The organism is Halomonas sp. McD50-4 (assembly GCF_022348135.1).
GTDB lineage: Bacteria > Pseudomonadota > Gammaproteobacteria > Pseudomonadales > Halomonadaceae > Vreelandella > Vreelandella piezotolerans.
Genome location: NZ_JAKRFG010000006.1, coordinates 146,731 through 168,983, shown reverse-complemented (window position 1 = coordinate 168,983; position 22,253 = coordinate 146,731). Strand labels below are relative to the sequence as shown.

General features: G+C 58.6%; 22 protein-coding genes. 17 read left to right on the top strand and 5 right to left on the bottom strand.

Going from position 1 to position 22,253, the window contains the following annotated elements; genetic code table 11:
• Positions 1-183: 183 nt before the first annotated feature.
• The 8 genes from hemE (at position 184) to MHM85_RS09635 (ending at position 8,206) form a co-directional block, all read left to right on the top strand.
• The gene (hemE, locus tag MHM85_RS09670; RefSeq protein ID WP_139525993.1) at positions 184-1,296 is read left to right on the top strand and encodes a uroporphyrinogen decarboxylase; all 1,113 of its coding nucleotides are present in this window, start codon (positions 184-186) and stop codon (positions 1,294-1,296) included.
• Complete coding sequence (speE, locus tag MHM85_RS09665) at positions 1,296-2,156, top strand: polyamine aminopropyltransferase (protein WP_139525994.1); 861 nt, start codon at positions 1,296-1,298, stop codon at positions 2,154-2,156. Before hemE ends, speE begins: the two co-directional genes overlap by 1 nt.
• Positions 2,157-2,243: 87 nt before the next feature.
• On the top strand, positions 2,244-3,266 hold the full coding sequence (locus MHM85_RS09660; protein ID WP_139525995.1) for an amino acid ABC transporter substrate-binding protein: 1,023 nt from the start codon (positions 2,244-2,246) through the stop codon (positions 3,264-3,266).
• A 213-nt stretch (positions 3,267-3,479) separates the two neighbouring features.
• Entirely contained in the window at positions 3,480-4,505 is a 1,026-nt protein-coding gene (locus MHM85_RS09655) for an amino acid ABC transporter substrate-binding protein (RefSeq protein WP_139525996.1), read from the top strand.
• A gap of 84 nt (positions 4,506-4,589) precedes the next feature.
• Positions 4,590-5,780, top strand: coding sequence for an amino acid ABC transporter permease (locus MHM85_RS09650; protein WP_139525997.1), 1,191 nt, complete (start codon positions 4,590-4,592; stop codon positions 5,778-5,780).
• A 20-nt stretch (positions 5,781-5,800) separates the two neighbouring features.
• Entirely contained in the window at positions 5,801-6,901 is a 1,101-nt protein-coding gene (locus MHM85_RS09645; RefSeq protein ID WP_139525998.1) for an amino acid ABC transporter permease, read from the top strand.
• Positions 6,902-6,939: 38 nt separating this feature from the next.
• On the top strand, positions 6,940-7,716 hold the full coding sequence (locus tag MHM85_RS09640; protein WP_269202181.1) for an amino acid ABC transporter ATP-binding protein: 777 nt from the start codon (positions 6,940-6,942) through the stop codon (positions 7,714-7,716).
• A 97-nt stretch (positions 7,717-7,813) separates the two neighbouring features.
• Positions 7,814-8,206, top strand: a complete 393-nt coding sequence (locus MHM85_RS09635) for a Rid family detoxifying hydrolase (protein ID WP_139525999.1) — start codon at positions 7,814-7,816, stop codon at positions 8,204-8,206.
• Here the strand turns inward: MHM85_RS09635 and MHM85_RS09630 are convergent.
• On the bottom strand, positions 8,203-8,796 hold the full coding sequence (locus MHM85_RS09630) for a histidine phosphatase family protein (protein WP_139526000.1): 594 nt from the start codon (positions 8,794-8,796) through the stop codon (positions 8,203-8,205). The genes MHM85_RS09635 and MHM85_RS09630 overlap by 4 nt on opposite strands.
• Positions 8,797-8,954: 158 nt before the next feature.
• On the opposite strand from MHM85_RS09630, the gene phnD reads away from it, so the two are divergent.
• The 7 genes from phnD (at position 8,955) to MHM85_RS09595 (ending at position 17,147) form a co-directional block, all read left to right on the top strand.
• The gene (phnD, locus tag MHM85_RS09625) at positions 8,955-9,944 is read left to right on the top strand and encodes a phosphate/phosphite/phosphonate ABC transporter substrate-binding protein (RefSeq protein ID WP_139526001.1); all 990 of its coding nucleotides are present in this window, start codon (positions 8,955-8,957) and stop codon (positions 9,942-9,944) included.
• A 57-nt stretch (positions 9,945-10,001) separates the two neighbouring features.
• Entirely contained in the window at positions 10,002-10,808 is an 807-nt protein-coding gene (gene phnC / locus MHM85_RS09620; protein ID WP_139526002.1) for a phosphonate ABC transporter ATP-binding protein, read from the top strand.
• Positions 10,795-11,601: a phosphonate ABC transporter, permease protein PhnE gene (phnE, locus tag MHM85_RS09615; protein ID WP_139526003.1), complete on the top strand. Its 807-nt coding sequence runs from the start codon at positions 10,795-10,797 to the stop codon at positions 11,599-11,601. The genes phnC and phnE (MHM85_RS09615) overlap by 14 nt, the downstream gene beginning before the upstream one ends.
• A complete protein-coding gene (phnE, locus tag MHM85_RS09610) occupies positions 11,595-12,404 on the top strand; it encodes a phosphonate ABC transporter, permease protein PhnE (protein ID WP_139526004.1) in 810 nt (269 codons plus the stop codon). The genes phnE (MHM85_RS09615) and phnE (MHM85_RS09610) overlap by 7 nt, the downstream gene beginning before the upstream one ends.
• 91 nt (positions 12,405-12,495) lie before the next feature.
• Entirely contained in the window at positions 12,496-12,927 is a 432-nt protein-coding gene (locus MHM85_RS09605; RefSeq protein WP_139526245.1) for a host attachment protein, read from the top strand.
• A 102-nt stretch (positions 12,928-13,029) separates the two neighbouring features.
• A complete protein-coding gene (locus tag MHM85_RS09600) occupies positions 13,030-14,898 on the top strand; it encodes a methyl-accepting chemotaxis protein (RefSeq protein ID WP_139526005.1) in 1,869 nt (622 codons plus the stop codon).
• Positions 14,899-15,041: 143 nt separating this feature from the next.
• Positions 15,042-17,147, top strand: coding sequence for a methyl-accepting chemotaxis protein (locus MHM85_RS09595; RefSeq protein WP_239285795.1), 2,106 nt, complete (start codon positions 15,042-15,044; stop codon positions 17,145-17,147).
• A 3-nt stretch (positions 17,148-17,150) separates the two neighbouring features.
• Here MHM85_RS09595 and MHM85_RS09590 read toward each other — a convergent pair whose 3' ends face one another.
• Positions 17,151-18,077: a LysR family transcriptional regulator gene (locus tag MHM85_RS09590; protein ID WP_044629892.1), complete on the bottom strand. Its 927-nt coding sequence runs from the start codon at positions 18,075-18,077 to the stop codon at positions 17,151-17,153.
• 192 nt (positions 18,078-18,269) lie between these two features.
• Here MHM85_RS09590 and MHM85_RS09585 point away from each other — a divergent pair, with 192 nt between their 5' ends.
• Entirely contained in the window at positions 18,270-19,046 is a 777-nt protein-coding gene (locus tag MHM85_RS09585) for a ferredoxin--NADP reductase (protein ID WP_139526007.1), read from the top strand.
• Positions 19,047-19,224: 178 nt separating this feature from the next.
• Here MHM85_RS09585 and MHM85_RS09580 read toward each other — a convergent pair whose 3' ends face one another.
• The 3 genes from MHM85_RS09580 to MHM85_RS09570 all read right to left on the bottom strand — a co-directional run bounded on the left by MHM85_RS09580 (position 19,225) and on the right by MHM85_RS09570 (position 21,500).
• Complete coding sequence (locus MHM85_RS09580; RefSeq protein WP_139526008.1) at positions 19,225-19,563, bottom strand: P-II family nitrogen regulator; 339 nt, start codon at positions 19,561-19,563, stop codon at positions 19,225-19,227.
• Between the two features lie 263 nt (positions 19,564-19,826).
• A complete protein-coding gene (locus MHM85_RS09575) occupies positions 19,827-21,074 on the bottom strand; it encodes an ammonium transporter (RefSeq protein WP_139526009.1) in 1,248 nt (415 codons plus the stop codon).
• Between the two features lie 87 nt (positions 21,075-21,161).
• Positions 21,162-21,500, bottom strand: coding sequence for a P-II family nitrogen regulator (locus MHM85_RS09570; protein ID WP_058579766.1), 339 nt, complete (start codon positions 21,498-21,500; stop codon positions 21,162-21,164).
• A gap of 358 nt (positions 21,501-21,858) precedes the next feature.
• Here MHM85_RS09570 and MHM85_RS09565 point away from each other — a divergent pair, with 358 nt between their 5' ends.
• The gene (locus tag MHM85_RS09565; protein ID WP_219862197.1) at positions 21,859-22,215 is read left to right on the top strand and encodes an accessory factor UbiK family protein; all 357 of its coding nucleotides are present in this window, start codon (positions 21,859-21,861) and stop codon (positions 22,213-22,215) included.
• Positions 22,216-22,253 lie beyond the last annotated feature (38 nt).

Below are 22,253 nucleotides of genomic sequence, written 5' to 3'. Positions count from 1 at the left end.
CAGTGTTGGCGAAGTGGGCGGACAGTTTATCAGGAAGCCGCGCGGGCCTCACGGTCTTCGCAGGGTACGACGATGTTGGCCACGGTTTGCGCCGCCATCCCCGGCGATCTTCACGTACAATTCCTATCTTCAGGTAGAATGACTCCCTTACAATGCGGGCAAATTTCTCAAGAGCAAGTGTTTATGACCACCACACCTTTGCAAAACGACCGTTTTCTTCGCGCGCTGGCTCGCCAGCCCGTTGACCGCACTCCGGTGTGGATGATGCGTCAAGCAGGACGCTACCTGCCGGAGTACCGCGCCAGCCGCGCCGACGCGGGTAGTTTCATGGACCTGTGCCGCAATCATGACCTGGCTTGCGAAGTCACCCTTCAGCCGCTGGAGCGCTACCCGCTCGACGCCGCGATTCTGTTCTCGGACATTTTGACCATCCCCGACGCCATGGGGCTGGGCCTCTACTTCGAAACCGGCGAAGGCCCCAAATTCAAGAAGACCGTGCGCACGCCGGAAGAAGTAGCGGCACTGACCGTGCCGAACGCCGAGCGCGATTTGGACTACGTGATGCGCGCGGTGTCCACTATCCGCCGCGAGCTGAATGGCCGCATGCCGCTGATCGGCTTCTCCGGCAGCCCTTGGACGCTGGCGACGTATATGGTCGAGGGCGGCTCCAGCAAGGATTTCCGTCATCTGAAAACCATGCTGTACGACACGCCGGACACCATGCACCAGCTACTGGATACCCTGGCGCAGGCGGTCACCGACTATCTGAATGCGCAGATTCGTGCGGGCGCTCAGGCCGTACAGATTTTCGACACCTGGGGTGGCGCGCTCTCCACGCCGGCGTATCTAGAGTTCTCGCTGCGCTATATGGAGCAGATCGTCTCCGGGTTGATCCGCGAGCATGACGGCCGCCACGTGCCGGTGATCCTGTTCACCAAAAACGGCGGACAGTGGTTGGAGCATATCGCCTGTGCCGGTGCCGATGCCCTAGGCATCGACTGGTCGACCGAGCTATCCGATGCTCGTGCACGCGTGGGCCATAAAGTCGCCCTGCAGGGCAACCTGGACCCCAACGTGCTGTTTGCCCGCCCCTCGGCCATTCGCGCCGAAGTGGCACGCGTGCTGGAAAGTTACGGCCACGGTCCGGGTCATGTATTCAACTTGGGCCACGGCATCAGCCAGTTCACCAACCCCGATCACGTCACCGCCTTCATGGAGGCGCTGCACGACCTAAGCCCGCAGTACCATCAGGGCATTCCGACCCAAACGAACGATCAATGCCCAGGAGCCAAGTAATGAGCGACCTACGCGACGACCAGTGGTTTACCGAAGTCTTCGATAGCCATGGCAGCGCTTTCTCGCTGAAAGTCACCGAAAAACTGCTGGATGTACAGAGCCCCTACCAACACCTGGAAGTCTACGCCACGGAGACCTACGGCCACCTGATGGTGCTGGATGGCTGCGTGATGCTGACCGATCGCGATAATTTCCTGTATCACGAAATGATTGCCCACCCGGCGCTGTTCACCCATCAAGACCCCAAGCGGGTGGTGATCATTGGCGGCGGCGACTGCGGCACCTTGAAAGAAGTGTTGCGCCATCCGGGCGTCGAGAAGGTCACCCAGATCGATATTGATGAAGAAGTGACCAAGGCGGCTGAGCGCTTTTTCCCGTCGCTGGTGGAAGCCAACGGCGACCCCCGCGCCGAGCTGCTGTTTGCCGACGGCGTGAAGTGGGTCGACGACGCCGCCGACGAGAGCATCGACGTGCTGATCATCGACTCCACCGATCCGGTCGGCCCTGCCGAAGGCCTGTTCAAGACCGACTTCTTGAAACGCTGCCACCGTATTCTGAAAAGCGGCGGGGTGATGGTACAGCAGAGCGAATCGCCGCTTTATCATAGCGGTTCGATCATCCGCGAACTGCGCAACGACATGCGCGAAGCAGGCTTCGATAGCGTCGCCACGCTACCCTTCCCCCAACCGGTGTATCCCTCGGGTTGGTGGAGCGTGACGTTGGCCGGTAAAGCGACCAGCGTTGAAAGCTTCCGCGAAGAGGCTGCCGCCGATCATGAAATGCCGCTACAGTACTACACAGTAGATGCCCACCGGGGTGCCCTGGCGCTGCCGCCCTTTATGCGTAAAGCCTTCGCATAAGCGGGCAGCTACGCTAGGTATCTGGCCGGGCTCTGCCCGGCTTTTTTATGCGCCAATCATCGTGCGCGCCACGTTAAGGAATAACAAATGAACACCACGCGTTGGTTTGGATGGGGAGTCACCCTGTTAGCGCCCGCCCTATGGGTACCCACGGCCATGGCCGATACGCTACAAACGGTGCAAGAGCGCGACAGCGTGCGCTGCGGCGTCAACGCGGCTCAGCCCGGCTTTTCGTCCTTAGACGATAACGACGAGTATCGCGGTCTGGATACCGATGTGTGCCGTGCCGTGGCGGCCGCCGCGCTGGGTGATGCCAGCAAGGTCAACTTCGTGCCGTTGGATTCGGTGGAGCGCTTTGCCGCGTTGCAATCAGGTGAAGTAGATGTCCTTTCTCGCACCACCACCTGGACGTCTAGCCGCGACACCACACTGGGCATGCACTTTACCGGTGTGAGCTACTACGACGGCCAAGCCTTCATGGTGGCCAGCGACTTGGGCGTGCAGAGCGCGCAAGAGCTGGATGGCGCGGCGGTGTGTACGCAGTCGGGCACTACCAGCGAACTCAATCTTTCCGACTACTTCCGTATCAACGACATGACCTACGATGCGGTGGTGTTCGATTCACCCGAGCAGTCGATTGCGGGCTTCGAAGCAGGCCGCTGCGACGTCTTGAGTTCGGATGCCTCGCAGCTCTACGCCCAGCGCATTCAACTGGCCGATCCCAACATGGCCGTCGTCCTACCGGAAATCATCTCTAAAGAGCCGCTAGGCCCCGCCGTACGCCAAGGCGATGATCAGTGGTTCAACATCGTGAAGTGGTCACTGTTTGCCATGCTGAATGCCGAAGAGCTGGGCGTCAGCCAAGCCAACGTGGATGAGCAGCTAAGCTCAGAAAATCCCGATGTGATGCGCCTGCTTGGGCAAGACGGTGATTTTGGTGAGGCCATGGGCCTACAATCAGATTGGGCTTACCAAATCGTCAAACAGGTCGGTAACTATGCGGATATTTATGAACGCAACGTGGGCACCCACTCCGACTTCAACATTGCCCGTGGCCTGAATGCCCTGTGGAAAGATGGGGGCATTCAGTACGCGCCGCCCATTCGCTAGTGCGCTCGGTCACTCGCCAGCGGCTGCGCACCAAAAAGGCGCAGTGCGTAGCCGCTGGCGCACTTTTTTGCACCAAGACCTTCGTTAAATTCGCTGATTTTACGTTGAAAAGCGCTGAATTTGACGACATATCTTTTTTGGCACCTTCCTTGCTAGCTTTTAGTGATGCATCACCATGCATAACGACACTAAATCGAGGAAGGGGAACACAACATGATCAATAAGAAACACCTGGTACTTCTGGCCTCCGCAGGCGCCATCTCTCTTGCGGGCGTGGCGACCGCCCAAGCCGATACGCTGGAAGATACCCGCGAACGTGGTGCCGTACAGTGTGGCGTCAGCGACGGCCTGCCAGGTTTTTCCGCCCCGGACGATAACGGTAACTGGCAGGGCCTCGACGTTGACGTATGCCGTGCCGTGGCCGCTGCGGTACTGGGCGACGCCGATGCCGTCAACTACATCTCTTTGAACGCCGTCGAGCGTTTCACCGCGCTGCAGTCCGGCGAAGTGGACGTTCTGTCTCGTAACACCACCTGGACCACGACCCGCGACACTACCCTGGGTCTGAACTTCACCGGCGTTAACTTCTACGACGGCCAGGGCTTCATGGTCTCTCGCGACCTGGGTATCACCAGCGCGGCCGAGCTGGATGGCGCGGCGATTTGTATTCAATCAGGCACCACTACCGAGCTGAACCTGGCTGATTACTTCCGTGCCAACGGAATGGAGTTCGACCCCATCGTTTTCGATACCTCCGAGCAAACCGTAGGTGGCTTCCAGGCTGGCCGCTGTGACGTTCTGACGTCTGACACTTCTCAGCTGGCGGCCCTGCGCATTCAGCTCGACGACCCGTCGGGCGCGATGATTCTGCCCGACGTCATTTCCAAAGAGCCGCTGGGCCCGGTCGTACGTCAGGGGGACGATCTGTGGTTCAACATCGTGAAGTGGTCGCTGTTCGCCATGATCAACGGTGAAGAGTACGGCGTGACCAGCGAGAACGCAGAAGAGATGCTCAGCTCCGATAACCCGGACGTAGCGCGTCTACTCGGCCAGGACGGCAACTATGGTGAAGGCATGGGTCTTGACGCCGACTGGGCCTATAACATCCTGAGCCAAGTGGGTAACTACGGTGAAAGCTTCGAGCGCAACGTAGGTATGGGTTCACCGCTGGAAATCGAACGCGGTGTCAACGCCCTGTGGAACCAAGGCGGCTTCCAGTACGCACCGCCGATTCGCTAAGCGTCTCGCTTGACCCCGGCCCGCCACCCTTTTTGGTCATGGCGGGCCATTTGATTGACCTTCCGTATCGCGGAGACGCCACCCATGTCCGTAAGACCTAACGCTCGCCCCGTTGGCCAAAAGCCACCGTTCTGGCGAGACCGCGCCAAACGTGCGCTCATCTTTCAATGTCTGCTGATTGCCGCTGTCATCGCTTTTCTGTTCTATATCGTCGGCAACGTGCAAGACAACCTCTCCTCACGGGGTATCACCACAGGTTTTGGCTTCCTGAGTAATACCGCCGGTTTTGGGATCGTTCAGAGTCTGATCGACTACTCTTCCCAAAGCACCTATGGCCGCACCTTCTTCGTTGGCCTGCTGAATACGCTGCTGGTGGGTGGGTTGGGCGTTATTGCCGCCACCATCATTGGCTTTATCGTCGGTATCGCTCGTCTATCGCCCAACTGGCTGATCGCCAAGCTAGCCGCCGCGTATATCGAAACCTTTCGTAACATTCCGCTGCTGCTGCAGATTTTCTTTTGGTACTTTGCCGTGCTGCGGGCGCTCCCCAGCGCTCGAGAAAGCCTCGCGTTCGGCGAGGCCGTGTTTCTTAACGTACGCGGGCTTTATCTACCTGAGCCGCTGTTCGAATCGGGCTTCGGGCTGATTCCTGTCACCTTCGTGATCGCCATCGCGGCCAGTATTGCGCTGGTGATATGGGCAAAACGCCGTCAGGAAGCCACGGGGCAGCGAATTCCCGCTTACTGGATCTCCTTTGTACTGATCTTTGGGCTGCCCCTGTTGGTCATGTTGGCCACTGGCGTACCCATTACTTGGGAAATGCCCGAGCTGCGTGGCTTCAACTTCCGCGGCGGCATCACGGTGATTCCTGAGTTTCTGGCGCTGTGGTTCGCACTCTCGATCTACACGGCGTCGTTCATTGCCGAGATCGTGCGCTCCGGTATTCAGGCCATTTCACATGGCCAAACCGAAGCGGCGCAGGCACTGAGTCTGCCGCGCAACCTGGTGCTGCGCCTCGTCATCATTCCTCAGGCATTGCGGGTCATCATCCCCCCGCTCACCAGCCAATACCTGAATTTGATCAAAAACTCGTCGCTGGCCACGGCCATTGGCTATCCGGACCTCGTGTCGGTGTTTGCAGGCACCACGCTGAATCAGACGGGCCAGGCCATCGAGGTCATCGCGATGACCATGGCGGTGTATCTGACGATCAGCCTGCTGGTGTCGATGTTCATGAACTGGTTCAACGCCCGCGTGGCGCTGGTTGAACGCTAGGCTGAGGCGAGGAGCCACACATGATTCATAATCAAACGATGATCGAACAGCGGCCAGCGCCCAGCAACTCCGTTGGCGCGATTGCTTGGCTGCGAACGAACCTATTCAACGGGCCGATCAATACGATCTTCACGTTAATCGGCCTCTATATCCTCTATCTGCTCGTCGTGCCTACCGTGCAGTGGGCGTTCATCAACGCCGATTGGGTAGGCACCACACGCGACGACTGCTCACGGGAAGGCGCTTGCTGGGTCTTCATCAACGCACGTTTGACGCAGTTTATTTATGGCCTATATCCCAGTTCAGAGATCTGGCGCGCCAATATCGTGTTCGCCATGTTCTTTACGCTGATTGGCTGGCTGGCGATTCCCAAGCTGCCTTTCAAGCGCTGGGTGGCCATCTTTGCGCTGGTGGCATTCCCCATTATCTCGTTCGTACTGCTTTACGGCGGCTACTTCGACCTTCCCCAGGTGCCTACGCACCGCTGGGGCGGCCTGATGCTAACGCTGCTGCTGGCCACTGTGGGCATGGTAGGCGCGCTACCGATCGGCATCGTACTGGCGTTGGGACGTCGCTCGAACATGCCGATCGTCAAAAGCTTTTGCGTGGTATTTATCGAATTCTGGCGCGGCGTACCGCTGATCACCGTGCTGTTCATGGCCTCGGTGATGTTGCCGCTGTTCCTTCCTTCGGATATGAGCGTCGACCGCCTGGTGCGCGCTTTGATCGGCTTGACGCTGTTCCAAAGCGCCTACATGGCGGAGGTCATTCGCGGGGGCTTACAGGCCATCCCTAAAGGCCAGGAAGAGGCGGCAGCGGCTCTCGGCATGACCTACTGGAAACGCATGGGGCTGATCATCCTTCCCCAGGCGTTGAAGATGATGATTCCAGGCATCGTGAATACGTTCATTTCGCTGTTCAAAGATACCACCCTGGTCATGATCATCGGCCTCTTCGACCTCTTGGGGATCGTGCAAGCGGCTCTAGCCGACTCACGCTGGCTCGGCTTCTCGTTGGAAGGTTACGTGTTTGCCGCCTTCATGTTCTGGATCTTCTGTTTCAGCATGTCGCGCTACAGCCAGTACCTAGAACGCAAGCTGCATACCGGCCACAAGCGCTAACGCCGCTTTTATCAACGATTTTTTAGCAGGATAGTGACATGACTCAAGCAGCGACCAACACCCCTGGCACCAGCCCCTCTGACCTAATGGTCGAAATGCGCGGCGTGAACAAGTGGTACGGCGATTTCCACGTGCTGCGGGATATCTACCTGGAAGTGAAACGCGGCGAGCGGATCGTCATTTGCGGGCCTTCTGGCTCGGGCAAATCCACCATGATCCGCTGCATCAATCACCTAGAAGAGCACCAAAAAGGCGAGATCGTGGTGGGTGGCGTACCGCTGACCCAAGACGTCAAACGCATCGAGCAGATTCGCCGCAGCGTCGGCATGGTATTCCAGCATTTCAACCTGTTCCCTCACCTCACGGTGCTGGAAAACTGCTGTATCGCGCCAATGTGGGTACAGAAGAAGCCCCGCAAAGAGGCCGAAGCCATGGCCATGCAGTATCTGGAGCGGGTGCGTATTGCCGAGCAGGCCAAGAAGTATCCCGGCCAGCTCTCCGGCGGCCAGCAGCAGCGGGTAGCGATTGCCCGCTCGCTGTGCATGCATCCGGACGTGATGCTGTTCGATGAGCCCACCTCGGCCCTCGACCCGGAGATGATCAAGGAAGTACTGGACGTGATGATCGAACTGGCCGAAGAGGGTATGACCATGCTCTGCGTGACCCATGAAATGGGCTTCGCCAAGACCGTGGCCGACCGCGTGATCTTCATGGACCAAGGACAAATCATCGAAGAGAACGCGCCGGAGCCGTTCTTCAACAACCCGCAGTCCGAGCGTACCCAGCTCTTCTTGAGCCAGATTCTGGGGCATTAAGTCAGCTTACAGCGCCCCACAGTGCTGAACCTGGGCCTCCTATGAGGCCCATTTTTATGGGTTTTCTACGCCACAACACCACAACGAGCGAGTCATCATGGAAAAGCTATTTATCGATCGTGCACCGCAACCCATTGCGCCGTTTTCACACGCCTGCCGCGTGGGGGATTTGGTGTTCATCACCGGCCAGATGCCCACGGTGCCGGAAACCAATGAGATGCTGCTAGGCACCTTTACCGAACAAACGCACCGGGTGATGCAGAACCTGGCCATCGTACTGGAAGAGGTGGGCAGCCGCTTCGAGTACGTGGTGCAGTCGCGGGTGTTCATCACCAATATGGGGCACTTCGATGAAGTGAACCGGGTCTACGCCAGCTATTTCGACAAGCCGCTGCCCACCCGCACCTGCATTGGCGTGACTGGGCTTGCGGGCGGCGCGGATGTGGAGGTGGATATGATCGCCTGGATTCCTCCCAAAGAGGGTGCTTAACCGCCGACGAGGGTAATGCTGGCGGGTAGCAGCGCAGGCTGCTCCCGATGCTGTGTCAGCGGCTTGCCCGCCAGCGCCGTGAGCAGAATTTGTAGCGGATCGCCGTGGCTGACGATCAGCACCGTTTCGTTAGTAAAGCGCTGCTCCAAGGCTTCCAGCACGGCACACATCCGTGCTGCTACTCGGCTAACCGGCTCTACCTGCCACTGGGTATGCTCGGCGCTCTTGGCATCGAAGGCCCACACGTCTGGGTAGTGGCTATCCGCCTGCCCCTCCAATTCGCCAAAGTGGCGCTCCCTCAAGCCCGCCTCTTGCTGCATTCCCACCCCAAACGCGGCGGCCACTCGGGCGGCGGTGTGTGTCGTACGTAAAAAGTCCGAATGCACGATCTGTGTCGGCACCGGCCAGGACCACTGCGCCAGCGCTTCGGCGAGTTGCTGTTCACCCTGCTCTGATAACCCGTAGTTCGCCAGGCCCTGCTCCGGAGAGCTGATGATTTTCCCCTGAGCGTTGGCCTGGCTATGGCCATGGCGCATCAGCAGATAGCGGTTTCGCCAATGGTAGGAGGGGGTCAGGAAAGTGTTTGACATATCTTTGTAACAAACCCTAGATTGAAGATGCTCGTTTTCGAAAAATAAACATCTGCGCTTTTAAATGTCCATTTGCGAAACAGACGCTGATCGAAGCACACACTTGCGACGCAGCAGTGGGCATACGCGACAACAATAATGCACGTAAGAGGCTGACTATGAAAACGCTACATCTGCGCAAGCGTCCGCTTGCCATGCTCACGGCTATCTCGCTACTTCCCCTTGCGTTACTCTCCAGCCCTGCCTACGCCGAATGCGAGCGGGGCGACTTGGACACCCTTTACTGCGATGAAAATGGTGACATGGTCGCCGACCGCCCGGCCGATGAGTCGGAATGGGCCAACCCCGACACGCTGATTTTTGCCTATACCCCAGTGGAAGATCCCGCCATTTATTCCGATATCTGGCAGCCCTTTATCGACCACTTATCGGACGTCACCGGGCGCGATGTGCGCTTCTTTGCGGTGCAGTCGAATGCCGCCCAGGTAGAAGCCATGCGCAGCGGTCGTCTTCATATCGCGGGGTTCTCTACTGGCCCAACGCCGTTTGCGGTCAACCTAGCCGGTGCCGTGCCCTTTGCGCTGATGGGCTCTGATGACGGCCAGTTCGGTTACACCCTGCAGCTATTTACCCACGTCGACTCGGACATCGAGACGCTGGAAGACTTGAAAGGGAAGCGCGTGGCGCATACCTCGCCCACTTCGAACTCGGGCAACTTAGCGCCGAGAGCGCTCCTGCCCGAGCTGGGCATCACGCCGGAAAAGGATTACGAGGTGGTTTACTCCGGTAGCCACGATCAATCCATGCTGGGCGTGGTAGCCAGAGATTACGATGCTGCTCCGGTCGCCTCTGAAGTCGTCGAGCGCATGGCCGCGCGTGGCCTTTACGATACCGACGATGTTCGACTGATCTACGAATCCGATCGCTTCCCCACTACCTCGTATAACTACGCTTATAACCTACATCCTGACCTAGTAGAGAAAATCGAAGAAGCGTTTTTTACTTTCGATTTCGTGGGCACCGAGCTAGGTGACGAATTCGAAGGCGTCGAGAAGTTCATCCCCATCACCTACAAAGACAACTGGCAGGTGATTCGCACCATTCAGGCCGCCAATGGCGTGACCTACACGCCTGACAACCTGGAGTAACGCGTGCTGCGCCGCTTGTCGCGGCGCGGTTCTTCGTCTTTCGATGGATGCGGACACATGCTGGAAATCACGAATTTGGTCAAACGATATGGCCACAGCGAGGCCGTGCTGAAAGGCCTCGATTTGAAGGTGGAGGGCAACAGCGTGGTGTCTATCGTAGGTGCCTCCGGCGCCGGTAAAAGCACCATGTTGCGCTGTATCAATCGCTTGGTAGAGCCCACCTCTGGCTCAATCAAACTCAATGGCACCGAACTTGTGAACCTGAAAGGGGCCGAACTGCGCCGGGCACGCCGTAAAATTGGCATGGTGTTTCAAGGATTCAACTTACTTGATCGGTTAACCGTGATGGAGAACGTGCTGGCAGGGCGGCTAGGCTACGTCAGCTTTTACCAAGCCATTTCACGCCGCTACCCACCCGCCGATATCGAGCGTGCGTTTGTGCTCATGGAACGCGTAGGCATTGCCCACTACGCTAACAAGCGCGCAGACGAGCTGTCTGGTGGCGAGCGCCAGCGGGTGGGCGTTGTACGTGCTTTGATGCAAGAGCCGGACGTGTTGCTGGCAGATGAACCCACCGCCTCGCTGGACCCGCGCACCTCCGAGCAAATCATGATGCTGCTACAGAGCCTGGCGAACGAGCTGTCGCTGCCGGTATTGATCAACATCCATAACGTCGCCCAAGCCAAAACCTATACCGAGCGCATCGTGGGCCTGCGTCACGGCAAGATGATTTTTGACGGCCAGCCTGGGGATTTCAATAAAGACGCGTTGGACGCCATTTATGGCGGCATCGAAGCGCCGGACGATGCCATCACCGAGACGCCGGGCACCGCCGTGGAGGGGGCACGCCATGACGCCGTCTAACCCGCCCACGCCTAGAGCCTGGAAAAAGCCACCGTTTATCGCCAACCCACTGCTGCGCTACGGATTACTCGTGATGACAGTAGGGTATCTGGTGTGGGCGTTTGGCTCGCTGCCCTTTAACTGGGAACGTATTTCGGAGGGTCTCCCCCGCGCGGCGCGCATTTTTAGCGGCGGTTTTCCGCCGAACCTAGAGCGCTATGAGCTACTGCTCACCGGGTTTAAAGAGAGCTTTCAAATTGCCATTCTCGCCACGCTATTAGGGGTGTTGCTCTCGATTCCATTTGCGGTGATGGCTGCCCGTAATATCGCGCCGCTGCCTGTTTACCTGTTAGGGCGCAGCATCATCATTATTTCGCGTAGCTTTCACCCCGTGATTGTCGCCATCCTGTTCGTTGCCGCCGTGGGATTTGGCCCGCTGGCGGGAATACTCACGCTGACACTCTACTCCATTGGCTTTGTCGGTAAGCTGCTCGCTGAAGAGATAGAGGAGATCGACTGGGGCCAAGTAGAGGCCATGCGTTCGACCGGGGCTGGCTATCTCGTTACGCTGTTTTATGCGGTGTTCCCACAAATTCTGCCACGCCAAGTCGGTCTGTCCATGTACCAGCTCGATAGTAATCTGCGTGCTTCTGCCGTCGTGGGCATCGTCGGTGCAGGCGGCATTGGTGGCACCTTGATGAATGCCTTTGGGCGCTACGATTACGACTTTGCGTTTGCCATCTTACTGGTCATTATCGCGGTGATTCTGCTCAGCGAAGGGATCAGCGGCTGGGTGAGGAAAAAAATATGGTAGATCGCGAACAGCTACTCGCTGACCGTATTTGGCAGCGTTACGACCGCAAAGAGCGGCTGATCCGTTACGCCGCCCTGCTCGCCACGCTGATGCTGGTGTTTTGGGCCGTGCGTGATATCGATATTTTTTGGCCCTGGGTGTGGGATGCTCCCAACCAAATATCGAACCTCGGGGCGCGCATGTGGCCGCCAAGCGCGGTCGGACTCAGCGGTATTCTCAATGCGCTCATGGAAACCGTGCATATCGCCACGCTGGCGACGTTCCTGACGATTTTTCTAGCCTTACCTGTTGCCTACATGGCGGCCCAAAACACCACACCTAACCGCGCTTGCCTGTGGTTAGGCCGTTTCATTTTGGTCTCTAGCCGCTCGGTGAATACGATCATCTGGGCCCTGCTGTTCGTGGCCATTTTTGGGCCCGGCGTGCTGGCGGGCATTCTGGCCATCGTCTTTCGTTCCATTGGTTTTATCGGCAAACTCATGGGCGAAGCCATCGAAGAGATCGACCGCCGCCCCGTGGAAGCCATGGAGGCGACGGGAGCATCGAAAGCGAAAGTCGTGGCCTACGCCATCGTGCCCCAGGTGATGCCTGCCTTTTTTGCCATCGTGGTGCTGCGCTGGGATATCAACATTCGTGAATCCACGGTATTGGGCTTGGTAGGCGCAGGGGGCATTGGGGTCATTCTGCAAGGCGCGATCGATACCTTTGCCTGGCCAACCGTGGCGACCATTCTCATCGCCATTATCGTGCTGGTACTGCTCGGCGAAGCGGTGACCAGCCTGCTGCGCAGTAAGGTACTTTAACGGGCCTTGGGGCAAATGGGCAGGCGTTTGACCAAACCCTAAACGCTTGCCATGGTTAAAGGGTAATCAACGACATGGAGGACGTATGACAATGACCACCTATATCGTGGTAGCCGATGCCGCACGCGCACGTATCTTCACCCGTGATGCGCTCCATCTCGCCGAGCAGGAGAGCTTGGTACACGCCGCAGGCAGACTGCATGAAGGCGACTTGATCACGGACCGTCGCGGTGCCGACGTCCACGAGTCGACGTCGACGTCATCACGCTCCTCTGGCGAAGAGGGCGCAGCCTCTCAACATGAAAACGAGCTATTTGCCAAAGAAGTCGCCCAGCGACTCTATGCTGCCCGGGTAGACAACCGCATGGAGAAGCTGATCATGGTCGCGCCTCCCAAGTTCTTGGGTCTGCTCAAAGAAAAACTCGATAATCCCACGCAAAAGCTGGTCACGCATACGCTATCGAAAGATTTTAGCAAGGCCTCGTTGGCCGACATCCAACAGGCGGTCAGCGATTTGCGTTAGTCAACGCAGTTAGCACTTACTTACTATTTTCCTGCTTTTTGCTAAAGACAGCGTCGCTCTCGCCGATACCCATCATGAATCCTGATGATCCCGAGAGCGACCATGTTTTCCTCCCTACGTACACGCATCCTTCTGGCGGCCCTCATGGCTATCGTGTTGGCTTTGACGGCCAATGGTATTGCCAGCTACACCACCGTTAAGCATCATAATAGTGAACAGGTAAACCGCAATCTCAGCGCTGTTGTGAATGGAAACACACAGGCCATTAACGAATGGTTCAACGCTCGCTTTACGATGCTGGCCAGCATGGAGCATGCCGTTGGTAGCGAGGCACCGCTACAAGCGCTGCGGCAGCTAGCCGACTCTGGCGACTTTATGACCGCCTACATCGCGTACCCGTCTACCTCAGAAGGGATTTTCTCAGACGGCTGGCAACCTCCCAGCGATTATGACCCGCGCCAGCGCCCTTGGTACCAAGGTGCCGTGAGCGCACAGGACACCATCATTACTGCCCCTTATGTCGATGCGCAAACAGGCGGTTTGATCGTGACCTTCGCTCGGCCTTTCTATCAGAATGGTGACCTCACCGCCGTGGTAGGCGCCGACATCACGATTGCCGACGTCATCGATATCGTCGCTAGTATCGCGCCGACCCCATCCAGTTTCGGCTTTCTAACGACGAGCGACGGCACTCTGGTCGCCCACCCCGACGCGTCACTGACGCTGGAGCCTGCAAGCGCGCTTAGCGATGCGCTCACCCCTTCCGACCTGACACGCATCGTGCAAGCGGACACCCCGCAACCGCTCACCCTACAAGGCAACGACAAACTCCTGATGGGCAGCAGTGTAGGTGGCAACAGCGGTTGGCAGTTGGTCGTGGCGCTGGATGACGCAGAAGCCACGGCAGGTCTACGCGCCATTGCGACAACGTCCATCGTGACGCTGCTGATCGTTGCGGCCATCACGGCCGTCGTGTTTGGCATGCTGCTGTCACTGCTGCTGCGTCGTCTACTAGGCGTCCGCAATGCGATGGATAACATCGCCTCGGGTGAAGGGGACCTGACTCAGCGCTTGCCGGAAGAAGGCACCGACGAAGTCGCCCAAATCGCCAGTGCTTTCAATCGCTTCGTGGGCAAGATGGAAGCAGTCTTGATCGACGTGCGTACCAGCAGCGAATCGGTGCACCACGCCGCCAACGAGATTGCCATGGGTGGACAAGATCTTTCCCGCCGCACCGATAACGCCGCTTCGAGCCTGCAGCAGACCTCGGCGTCAGTCGAAGAGATCACCAGCACCGTGGCGCATACGGCGGCCTCGGCCCAGGAAGCCAACAAGCTTTCCCACGCGGCCACCGAAGTCGCCAAAGAGGGTGGGCAGGTCGTGTCGAACGTAGTCACCACCATGGAAGACATCTCCAACGCCTCCCATAAGATTGGCGAGATCGTCACGCTGATGAACAGCATCGCCTTCCAGACCAACCTGCTGGCCCTCAACGCCTCGGTCGAAGCCGCCCGCGCAGGCGAACACGGTCGCGGTTTTGCCGTCGTGGCGGATGAAGTGCGCAAATTGGCAGGCCGTAGTAGCGATGCAGCCAGCGATATCCAGCAATTGATCGAGGACTCCCAAGCCAAGGTGAATAACGGCACCTCCTTGGTGCGTAATGCTGGCAGCACCATGCAGGATATCGTCGCACATATCACCCGCGTCACCGACGTCCTGGAAGAGATCAACGCGGCCACCAGCGAGCAGAGCGACGGCATCAAACAGGTCAATATTGCGGTCGCCGAACTGGACCGGATGACCCAAGAGAACGCCGCCATGGTCGAAGAGTCAACCACCGCCGCCGAGCAGTTGAAAGAGCAAGCGGATCACCTAACCGGCACGATCAGCAGTTTCAAACTTTCTAAAGCGGCATCACCCACGCTACAAGCGCCGCAGGATCGCCTACCGCGCACTACAGAGAGTTTCTAACCGTTAGTCACTCATGGCCGCTTCCGCCCTCACGTCTGCGGAGGCGGCCATGTCACGCGTTAGCCATGAATCTTTGTTCTACTGATTCGAAGATGGCACCCGATAGGCTCTTTCGCCGTTTGCTGAAACAGGACCGCGCTTCTATGCACTTTCGCTCCCTTCGCTCTCTCGTTTTGGCGTTGGCAGGCCCTTGCCTGCTCGCCGTTGTTGCCGCGCTGGTGGTTTATAACCTCATCGCGGCCGCCCGCACCCAACAAACCGTCGAAGAGCACACCCAAACGCTCATGCAAAGCGCACTGGACGCGCGACTCGATGCCATTGCCCAAGCAGAAGGGGAGCGGATTCAACGCGAGCTGGACAAGGCCATGACGTTGGCCAGCCAGCTCGCCACCACCAACGCCCTCATGGGCGTGGAAGATGCCGAAGGCCAGCGCGCGCTCTATCTGAGCCGCCGTCAGCTCTCCAATTTGGTGCGGCAAACGGTGGCTGACAACCCGGCGCTATTGGATGCCTTCATCGGCTGGGAGCCCAACGCCTTTGGTGACGATGCCCGCTTTGCTGGCGACGAGCGCTACGGCCACGATGGCAGCGGCCGCTTCATGCCCTGGTGGTACCGCACCGGGGATGGCTCGCTCGACGTCTTGCCACTGGGTGACACCATGGAGAGCGACACCCGCCTAGCCAGCGGCGTGCGAGAGGGAGAGTACTACCTTTGCCCGCGCGAAACGCTCGCCCCCTGTGTGATCGACCCAGCCGCCTACGATTACGACGGCGAGACACAGCTGGTCTCCTCGTTTAACGCACCGATTTTGGTGAATGGCGAATTTCGCGGCGTGGCTGGGGTCGACCTCTCGCTGAACTTCATCCAAACGCTGCTGAGCGACGCTAACGCCGCGCTATATGACGGCGCAGGCCGGATGGCGCTGGTTGCCGGGCGCGGCGGCTTGGTGGCGGACACCCACGGTGAAGAGGCCCTGGGCCTGCCTGCCAGCAACGCACTGAGCGACACGGCGCTTGACGGCATTGCCGAAGCCACGACACAAGGCAGCCTCTACAGCAGCATGGCCAACGGCATGTTTCAGCGTTACCAGCCGCTGACCATTGGCGATACCGAACAGCCATGGGTGCTGGTACTACAGTTGCCCGAGTCCGTCGTGCTCGCCGAACTCAACGCGCTACAGAACGTTTTGAGCGACCAGCGCCAGCAAAACACCCTGGGCATGACGCTGGTGGGGCTGCTAGTGGCAGCCATCGGCATCGCCGCACTGTGGTGGATTGGTGGCCGCATTGCCCGACCGCTCAAGCGCTTAGCGAACAGAATGGAAGAGATCGCCTCTGGAAATGGCGATCTCACTCAGCGCCTGCCCGTGCATGGCCGCGATGAAAGCGCCGCCGTGGCCGAGCAGTTCAACGCCTTTGCCGAAAAAATTCAGGCCATCCTTCTGGACGTGCGGCGCAGCAGTGAGGCCGTGAACCACGCGGCCAGCGAGATCACCCAGGGCGGCCATGACCTCTCACGGCGCACCGAGCAAGCCGCTGCCAGCCTGCAAGAAACGTCGGCAGCGATGGAAGAGATCAGCAGCACCGTCAGCCACACCACCCACGCTTCCCAAGAGGCCAGCGGGCTGTCCAACACCGCCTCGCAGCTAGCTTCCCGTACCGACAAAGCGTTTGTTGAGGTAGTCTCGACCATGGATGACATCCGTGCGACCTCGGCAGAGATTCAAAGCATCGTCAGCGTGATCGACGGCATTGCCTTTCAAACCAACCTGCTAGCGCTCAACGCCTCAGTGGAAGCTGCGCGAGCTGGCGAGCACGGGCGCGGCTTTGCCGTGGTGGCCGATGAAGTGCGCAAGCTGGCCTCGCGCAGCAGCGACGCCTCTAAGGATATCCGCCAGCGCATCGATGCGTCTGCCGACAAGGTCGAAAGCGGCACGCAACTAGTACGCGATGCCGAGGCCGCCATGCACGAGCTGGCCGATAGCGTGACGCGCGTCACCCACATGCTCGGCGATATCAGCACCGCCGCCGGTGAGCAAAACGATGGCATCAATCAAGTCAGCATCGCGGTGAGCGATCTGGACCAAATGACCCAGCAAAACGCCGCTCTAGTGCAAGAGTCCACCACCGCAGCGGAGCAGCTCAAATACCAGGCGGACAGGCTGGCCGCGCTGGTGGGAGGCTTTACGCTAGAAGCATCACAGCAACCGGCCCAGACGCTGCCAAGCCCTGACGAGGCCAAGGTTTAGCCGCTAGGGAATCGGCGGCAGCGGGATATCGTCGCTGCGCTTGGCCCCGGCGGTCATTTCGCGACAGAGACGTAAAAACTCGCGCACGCCGGTGGTCAGGTACTTGTGACGATGCCAGATGAACGTGAACTGGCGTTTTAAATCCAACTCCGGCGTGGGCAGCGGCACCAGGCTGCCGCGCCGGAAGGCATCGCGCAGCGCCAGCCGCGAAACGCAGCCAATGCCCAGCCCCGATTCCACCGCGCGCTTGATGCCCTCGGTATGCTCCAGCTCCAGCAGGGTATTGAACCGGCTGCGGCGGTGGCGGGCGGCATGCTCCAGCGTCATGCGTGTCCCCGAGCCCTCCTCGCGCATGATCCAGTCTTCGCGCAGCAGTTGATCCAGCTCCAGGTGCTCGCGTCCCGCCAGCGGGTGACGCGGCGAGCAGAACACGCACAGCTCATCCTCGACCCAGGGCTGGCTGATGATCATGTCGTCATCGCACTGCCCCTCGATCAGCCCTAAATCCAACGAGTGCTGGCGCACGCCTTCGATGATATGCCGCGTGTTGCGCACCGCCAGCCGAACTCGACTGCCGGGATAGCGCTGCATGAAATCGCTGATCAGCAGCGTGGCGAGATAGTTGCCGATGGTGAGCGTGGCCCCCACGTCCAAAGCTCCCACGCCCTGTTGGCCCCGCAGCAACTCTTCGACCTCCTCGGCGCGGTCCAGCAGCGCCACCGCCTTGGGCAGTAGCTGAAAGCCGAGCGCGTTGAGTTTCAGCCGTTTCCCAATGCGGTCGAGCAGCTGGCAGTCGAACTGGCGCTCCAGCTCGGCCAGCGCCGTACTGGTGGCCGATTGCGACATGGCCAGCGCACGCGCCGCGTGGGAAACGCTCTCGTGCTGGGCAACGGCCACGAAGACCTCTAGCTGCCGCAGGGTGTAATGCATGACCAAAACCTCTCTGTCGAGTGAGCGGCGAAGGGCTATATCGATTTTAAAGATAAGCGTTATCAAGATAATTTGCTTAACAGATATACCACCCTTTATTTAGAATTAGCAGCAACCTATAGAGATAATTTTTATTCTTTTTTGGAATATGGCGAGCAAGGCTTAGGCTGCGCCGCCTCTGGAGGAGTGAGCATGAGCAAGTTTGCCCTGGAAGAAGTGCTAAGCGTTCACCACTGGAACGATACCCTGTTCAGCTTCCGCACCACTCGCGAGCGCAGCCTGCGCTTCAAGAACGGCCAGTTCGTCATGATCGGCTTGGAAGTGGACGGCAAACCGCTGATGCGCGCTTACTCCATCGCCAGCCCCAACTACGAAGATCACCTGGAATTCTTCAGCATCAAGGTGCCGGATGGCCCGCTCACCTCGCGCCTGCAGCACCTGCAGGTAGGCGACCAGATCATGGTCAGCCGCAAGCCGACCGGCACGCTGGTGTGCGACGACCTGCTGCCAGGTCGTAACCTCTACATGCTCTCGACCGGCACCGGCTTGGCGCCGTTCATGAGCCTGATTCAGGACCCGGAAGTCTACGAGCGCTTCGAGAAAGTCGTGCTGGTACACGGCGTGCGCGAAGTCTCCGAGCTGGCCTACGCCGACTTCATCACCAAAGAGCTGCCCGCCCACGAATACCTGGGCGAGGAGATCGCCGAGAAGCTGGTGTACTACCCCACGGTGACTCGCGAAGAGTTTCACACCATGGGTCGCCTGACCGACCATATTCGCACCGGCAAGCTGTTCGAAGACACCGGCCTACCGCCCATCGACCCGCGCCAAGACCGCGCGATGATTTGCGGCAGCCCGGCGATGCTGGACGACACCAGCGCCCTGCTCGATGAGCTGGGCCTGAACATCTCCCCGCGTATGGGCGAGCCGGGCGACTACGTCATCGAACGCGCCTTCGTTGAGAAGTGAGCCCCGTTCGAAGGGTGAAGGGTGAAGGGTGAAGGGTGAAGGGTGAAGGGTGAAGGGTGAATAGAAAATTGTAGCCCGTGTCATCGTCGCCTTATGCACAAAGCCCCTGTGGATATTATCCACAGGGGCTTTGTCGATTCAGCGCGACTCACTGTTCACGCCTTACCATTCACCGTGGTTAGACAGCGTCTTTACCGGTTTCGCCGGTCCGGATACGGATGACCTGCTCGAGCGGCATCACGAAGATTTTACCGTCCCCGATTTTGCCGGTATTGGCGACCTGGGTAATCGCGTCGATCACCTGCTCGGCCATAACGTCGTCGACGGCGACTTCCAGCTTCACCTTGGGCAGGAAATCCACCACGTACTCTGCGCCACGGTAGAGCTCCGTGTGGCCCTTCTGGCGGCCAAAGCCTTTCACTTCCGTGACCGTAATGCCTTGCACGCCGATATCCGAGAGCGATTCGCGTACGTCATCAAGCTTGAAGGGCTTGATAATGGCTGAGATCAATTTCATTGCGACATCCTCTAGCTTGGTGGCCCGCTGTCATGCAGACAGCGTTATTAACCGATTGTCATAACCATCGAGGTTAGCGGGGCGCTCACGTAGCCAAGCCCGTTACCCAGTCGATTAAGCATACACCGCCAAGGGCGGAGAATAAAAAACCCGAACGTCACTAGCTCATAACCACCGACGTACCGCGTATCCATCAACGACAAAAAGGCCTCCCACTCGGGGAGGCCACAAGGAGCACGCCAGCTCACATGATTAGCGCAAGCTTATTTCTTGACGCTAAACTCGGGATAGGCTTCCAAACCGCATTCAGCGATATCGACGCCTTCATACTCTTCTTCTTCGCTCACGCGAATGCCCATGACCGCTTTCAGCACCAGCCATACCACAAGGCTTGCGATGAAGACCCAGCCAAAGATGCCCACGATACCGATTAACTGTGCACCGAAAGAGGCATCGCCATTGGTGAGCGGCACAGCCAGCACGCCCCAGATACCGACCACACCGTGAACGGAAATCGCACCCACCGGATCGTCCAGCTTCAGCTTGTCCAGCGTGACGATCGCAGCGACGACGATCAGGCCACCTACTGCGCCGATGATGGCGGCACCCAGCGCCGAGGGAGAGAGCGGATCCGCCGTGATGGCGACCAGGCCAGCCAGCGCACCGTTCAGCGCCATGGTGAGATCTGCTTTACGGAACCACAGTTTAGCCAGCACCAGAGCGGCAATCACACCGCCTGCTGCCGCAGCGTTCGTGTTGACGAATACTTGCGCAACGTTGTTGGCAGAGCCGATATCGGACATTTTCAGCTCGGAACCACCGTTGAAGCCGAACCAGCCCATCCATAGGATGAAGGTACCCAACGTGGCCAGCGGCATGTTGGCACCGGGAATTGCGTGGATAGAGCCGTCTTTACCGTACTTGCCTTTACGCGGGCCCAGGACGAGTACACCTGCCAGCGCGGCGGCCGCACCCGCCATGTGGACGATGCCAGAACCGGCATAGTCAGAGTAGCCCACTTCAGACAGCCAGCCGCCGCCCCAGGTCCAGTAGCCCGACACCGGGTAGATGAACGCCGTCATCACCACGGCGAAAGCCAGGAAGGCCCACAGCTTCATACGCTCAGCAACCGCACCCGAGACAATCGACATGGCGGTGGCAACGAACACCACCTGGAAGAAGAAGTCAGAACGCATGGAGTAGTAAGGCGCATCGTCGCCACCGGCCAGCACCGCATCGACGCTGTTCTCGGTACCGATCAAGAAGCCCAAGTTCGGCAAGAAACCGCCTGCGCTGCTGGAGTACATGATGTAATAACCCACCAGCAGGTACATGGTGCAAGCAATCGCAAACAGCGCGATGTTTTTGGTCAGAATTTCGGCGGTATTCTTGGAGCGAACCAAGCCCGCTTCCAGCATCGCGAAGCCAGCGGCCATCCACATGACCAGCACGCCGCAGATCAAGAAGTAGAACGTATCGAGCGCATAGCTCAAATCAGCTAACTCATTCATGAGGTGTTCCCCGTTGGTACTTAAGAAGAGGTACTTGGAAGATGTACGTGGCAGCGCGGCGACATCATCAGCCGCCCAGCATTACCCTTACACGGCATCTGCACCGCGCTCACCGGTACGAATACGGATCACATCTTCCAACGGCGTGACGAACACTTTGCCGTCGCCGATCTTGCCGCTATTCGCTGCGTTACAGATGGCGTCCAGCACGCTTTCCAGGCGTGCATCGTCCACGGCGACTTCCACTTTCACCTTTGGCAGAAAATCGACCACGTATTCCGCGCCGCGGTAGAGTTCGGTATGACCTTTCTGGCGGCCAAAGCCTTTCACTTCGGTTACCGTAATCCCTTGAACGCCGTTGTCGGCGAGTGCTTCACGAACGTCGTCAAGCTTGAATGGCTTGATGATAGCGGTGATGAGTTTCATCCCGGATCTCCCCTGCTGGATCAGTCCCACTCGGTGAAAAGCGGCATGGCCGCCCGAATTTAGTGCTTGCCCTACTAATGCGCATACCGTGCCACCCGCTTTTTTATTATTAACTTTCAATTACTTAAAATAATTATATAAGCAATTCACGGTAGCTTAGACGTGCTACCCAATGAGGCTCACCCTGGCTTTGCACCATTAATGAACATTAATAAAAGCTAGCCGCTCCATTTCGATGCATTGATTCTTCCCGCTCACCACGCTTAATTCACACGCGGCGCATGCGAATCGGCGTCGGGTTGCGTATCCTTACTGACAAGCAGTTCATATTCATGCATGCCCTTTCAAGGAGAGAGCCATGGCGCCCCAAGATCGCATTAGCCGCTTAGCCCAGCAGATCGGCGACCGTCTGCAGAATGCGTCGCAAGCCCCGGAAGATATTCAAAAAGGTGTCCAGCAGGTGGTACGCGGCGCCTTTGACCGCCTGGAGCTGGTATCGCGGGAAGATTTCGATATTTTGATGGATGTGCTGCAGCGCACGCGCTCGCGGGTTGAAGCCTTAGAGCGCCAAGTGGCCAGTCTGGAAGCGGCCGTAGAAGCCTCTAGCAACACCGCGTCCACGCCCGTAGAAGCCGAAGTGCCGCCCGCCCCTGTGCACCCCTCCGGGACGACGAAACCAACGTCCGATAAACCGTCCACTGGCGATACTGAGTAAGCCGCCGTTGTGCTCAGAATGGGGCAGGCTGAGCTGCC

What these genes read in the sequence shown, in the direction of transcription:
- hemE (WP_139525993.1), top strand. Translation starts at nt 184, where the DNA reads ATGACCACCACACCTTTGCAAAACGACCGTTTTCTTCGCGCGCTGGCT.
- MHM85_RS09600 (WP_139526005.1), top strand. Translation starts at nt 13,030, where the DNA reads ATGTTTTCCTCCCTACGTACACGCATCCTTCTGGCGGCCCTCATGGCT.
- MHM85_RS09595 (WP_239285795.1), top strand. Translation starts at nt 15,042, where the DNA reads ATGCACTTTCGCTCCCTTCGCTCTCTCGTTTTGGCGTTGGCAGGCCCT.
- MHM85_RS09575 (WP_139526009.1), bottom strand. Translation starts at nt 21,074, where the DNA reads ATGAATGAGTTAGCTGATTTGAGCTATGCGCTCGATACGTTCTACTTC.
- MHM85_RS09570 (WP_058579766.1), bottom strand. Translation starts at nt 21,500, where the DNA reads ATGAAACTCATCACCGCTATCATCAAGCCATTCAAGCTTGACGACGTT.
- MHM85_RS09645 (WP_139525998.1), top strand. Translation starts at nt 5,801, where the DNA reads ATGATTCATAATCAAACGATGATCGAACAGCGGCCAGCGCCCAGCAAC.
- MHM85_RS09605 (WP_139526245.1), top strand. Translation starts at nt 12,496, where the DNA reads ATGACCACCTATATCGTGGTAGCCGATGCCGCACGCGCACGTATCTTC.
- MHM85_RS09565 (WP_219862197.1), top strand. Translation starts at nt 21,859, where the DNA reads ATGGCGCCCCAAGATCGCATTAGCCGCTTAGCCCAGCAGATCGGCGAC.
- MHM85_RS09650 (WP_139525997.1), top strand. Translation starts at nt 4,590, where the DNA reads ATGTCCGTAAGACCTAACGCTCGCCCCGTTGGCCAAAAGCCACCGTTC.
- phnE (WP_139526004.1), top strand. Translation starts at nt 11,595, where the DNA reads ATGGTAGATCGCGAACAGCTACTCGCTGACCGTATTTGGCAGCGTTAC.
- MHM85_RS09580 (WP_139526008.1), bottom strand. Translation starts at nt 19,563, where the DNA reads ATGAAATTGATCTCAGCCATTATCAAGCCCTTCAAGCTTGATGACGTA.
- MHM85_RS09635 (WP_139525999.1), top strand. Translation starts at nt 7,814, where the DNA reads ATGGAAAAGCTATTTATCGATCGTGCACCGCAACCCATTGCGCCGTTT.
- MHM85_RS09585 (WP_139526007.1), top strand. Translation starts at nt 18,270, where the DNA reads ATGAGCAAGTTTGCCCTGGAAGAAGTGCTAAGCGTTCACCACTGGAAC.
- phnC (WP_139526002.1), top strand. Translation starts at nt 10,002, where the DNA reads ATGCTGGAAATCACGAATTTGGTCAAACGATATGGCCACAGCGAGGCC.
- MHM85_RS09590 (WP_044629892.1), bottom strand. Translation starts at nt 18,077, where the DNA reads ATGCATTACACCCTGCGGCAGCTAGAGGTCTTCGTGGCCGTTGCCCAG.
- MHM85_RS09660 (WP_139525995.1), top strand. Translation starts at nt 2,244, where the DNA reads ATGAACACCACGCGTTGGTTTGGATGGGGAGTCACCCTGTTAGCGCCC.
- phnD (WP_139526001.1), top strand. Translation starts at nt 8,955, where the DNA reads ATGAAAACGCTACATCTGCGCAAGCGTCCGCTTGCCATGCTCACGGCT.
- MHM85_RS09655 (WP_139525996.1), top strand. Translation starts at nt 3,480, where the DNA reads ATGATCAATAAGAAACACCTGGTACTTCTGGCCTCCGCAGGCGCCATC.
- MHM85_RS09630 (WP_139526000.1), bottom strand. Translation starts at nt 8,796, where the DNA reads ATGTCAAACACTTTCCTGACCCCCTCCTACCATTGGCGAAACCGCTAT.
- speE (WP_139525994.1), top strand. Translation starts at nt 1,296, where the DNA reads ATGAGCGACCTACGCGACGACCAGTGGTTTACCGAAGTCTTCGATAGC.
- phnE (WP_139526003.1), top strand. Translation starts at nt 10,795, where the DNA reads ATGACGCCGTCTAACCCGCCCACGCCTAGAGCCTGGAAAAAGCCACCG.
- MHM85_RS09640 (WP_269202181.1), top strand. Translation starts at nt 6,940, where the DNA reads ATGACTCAAGCAGCGACCAACACCCCTGGCACCAGCCCCTCTGACCTA.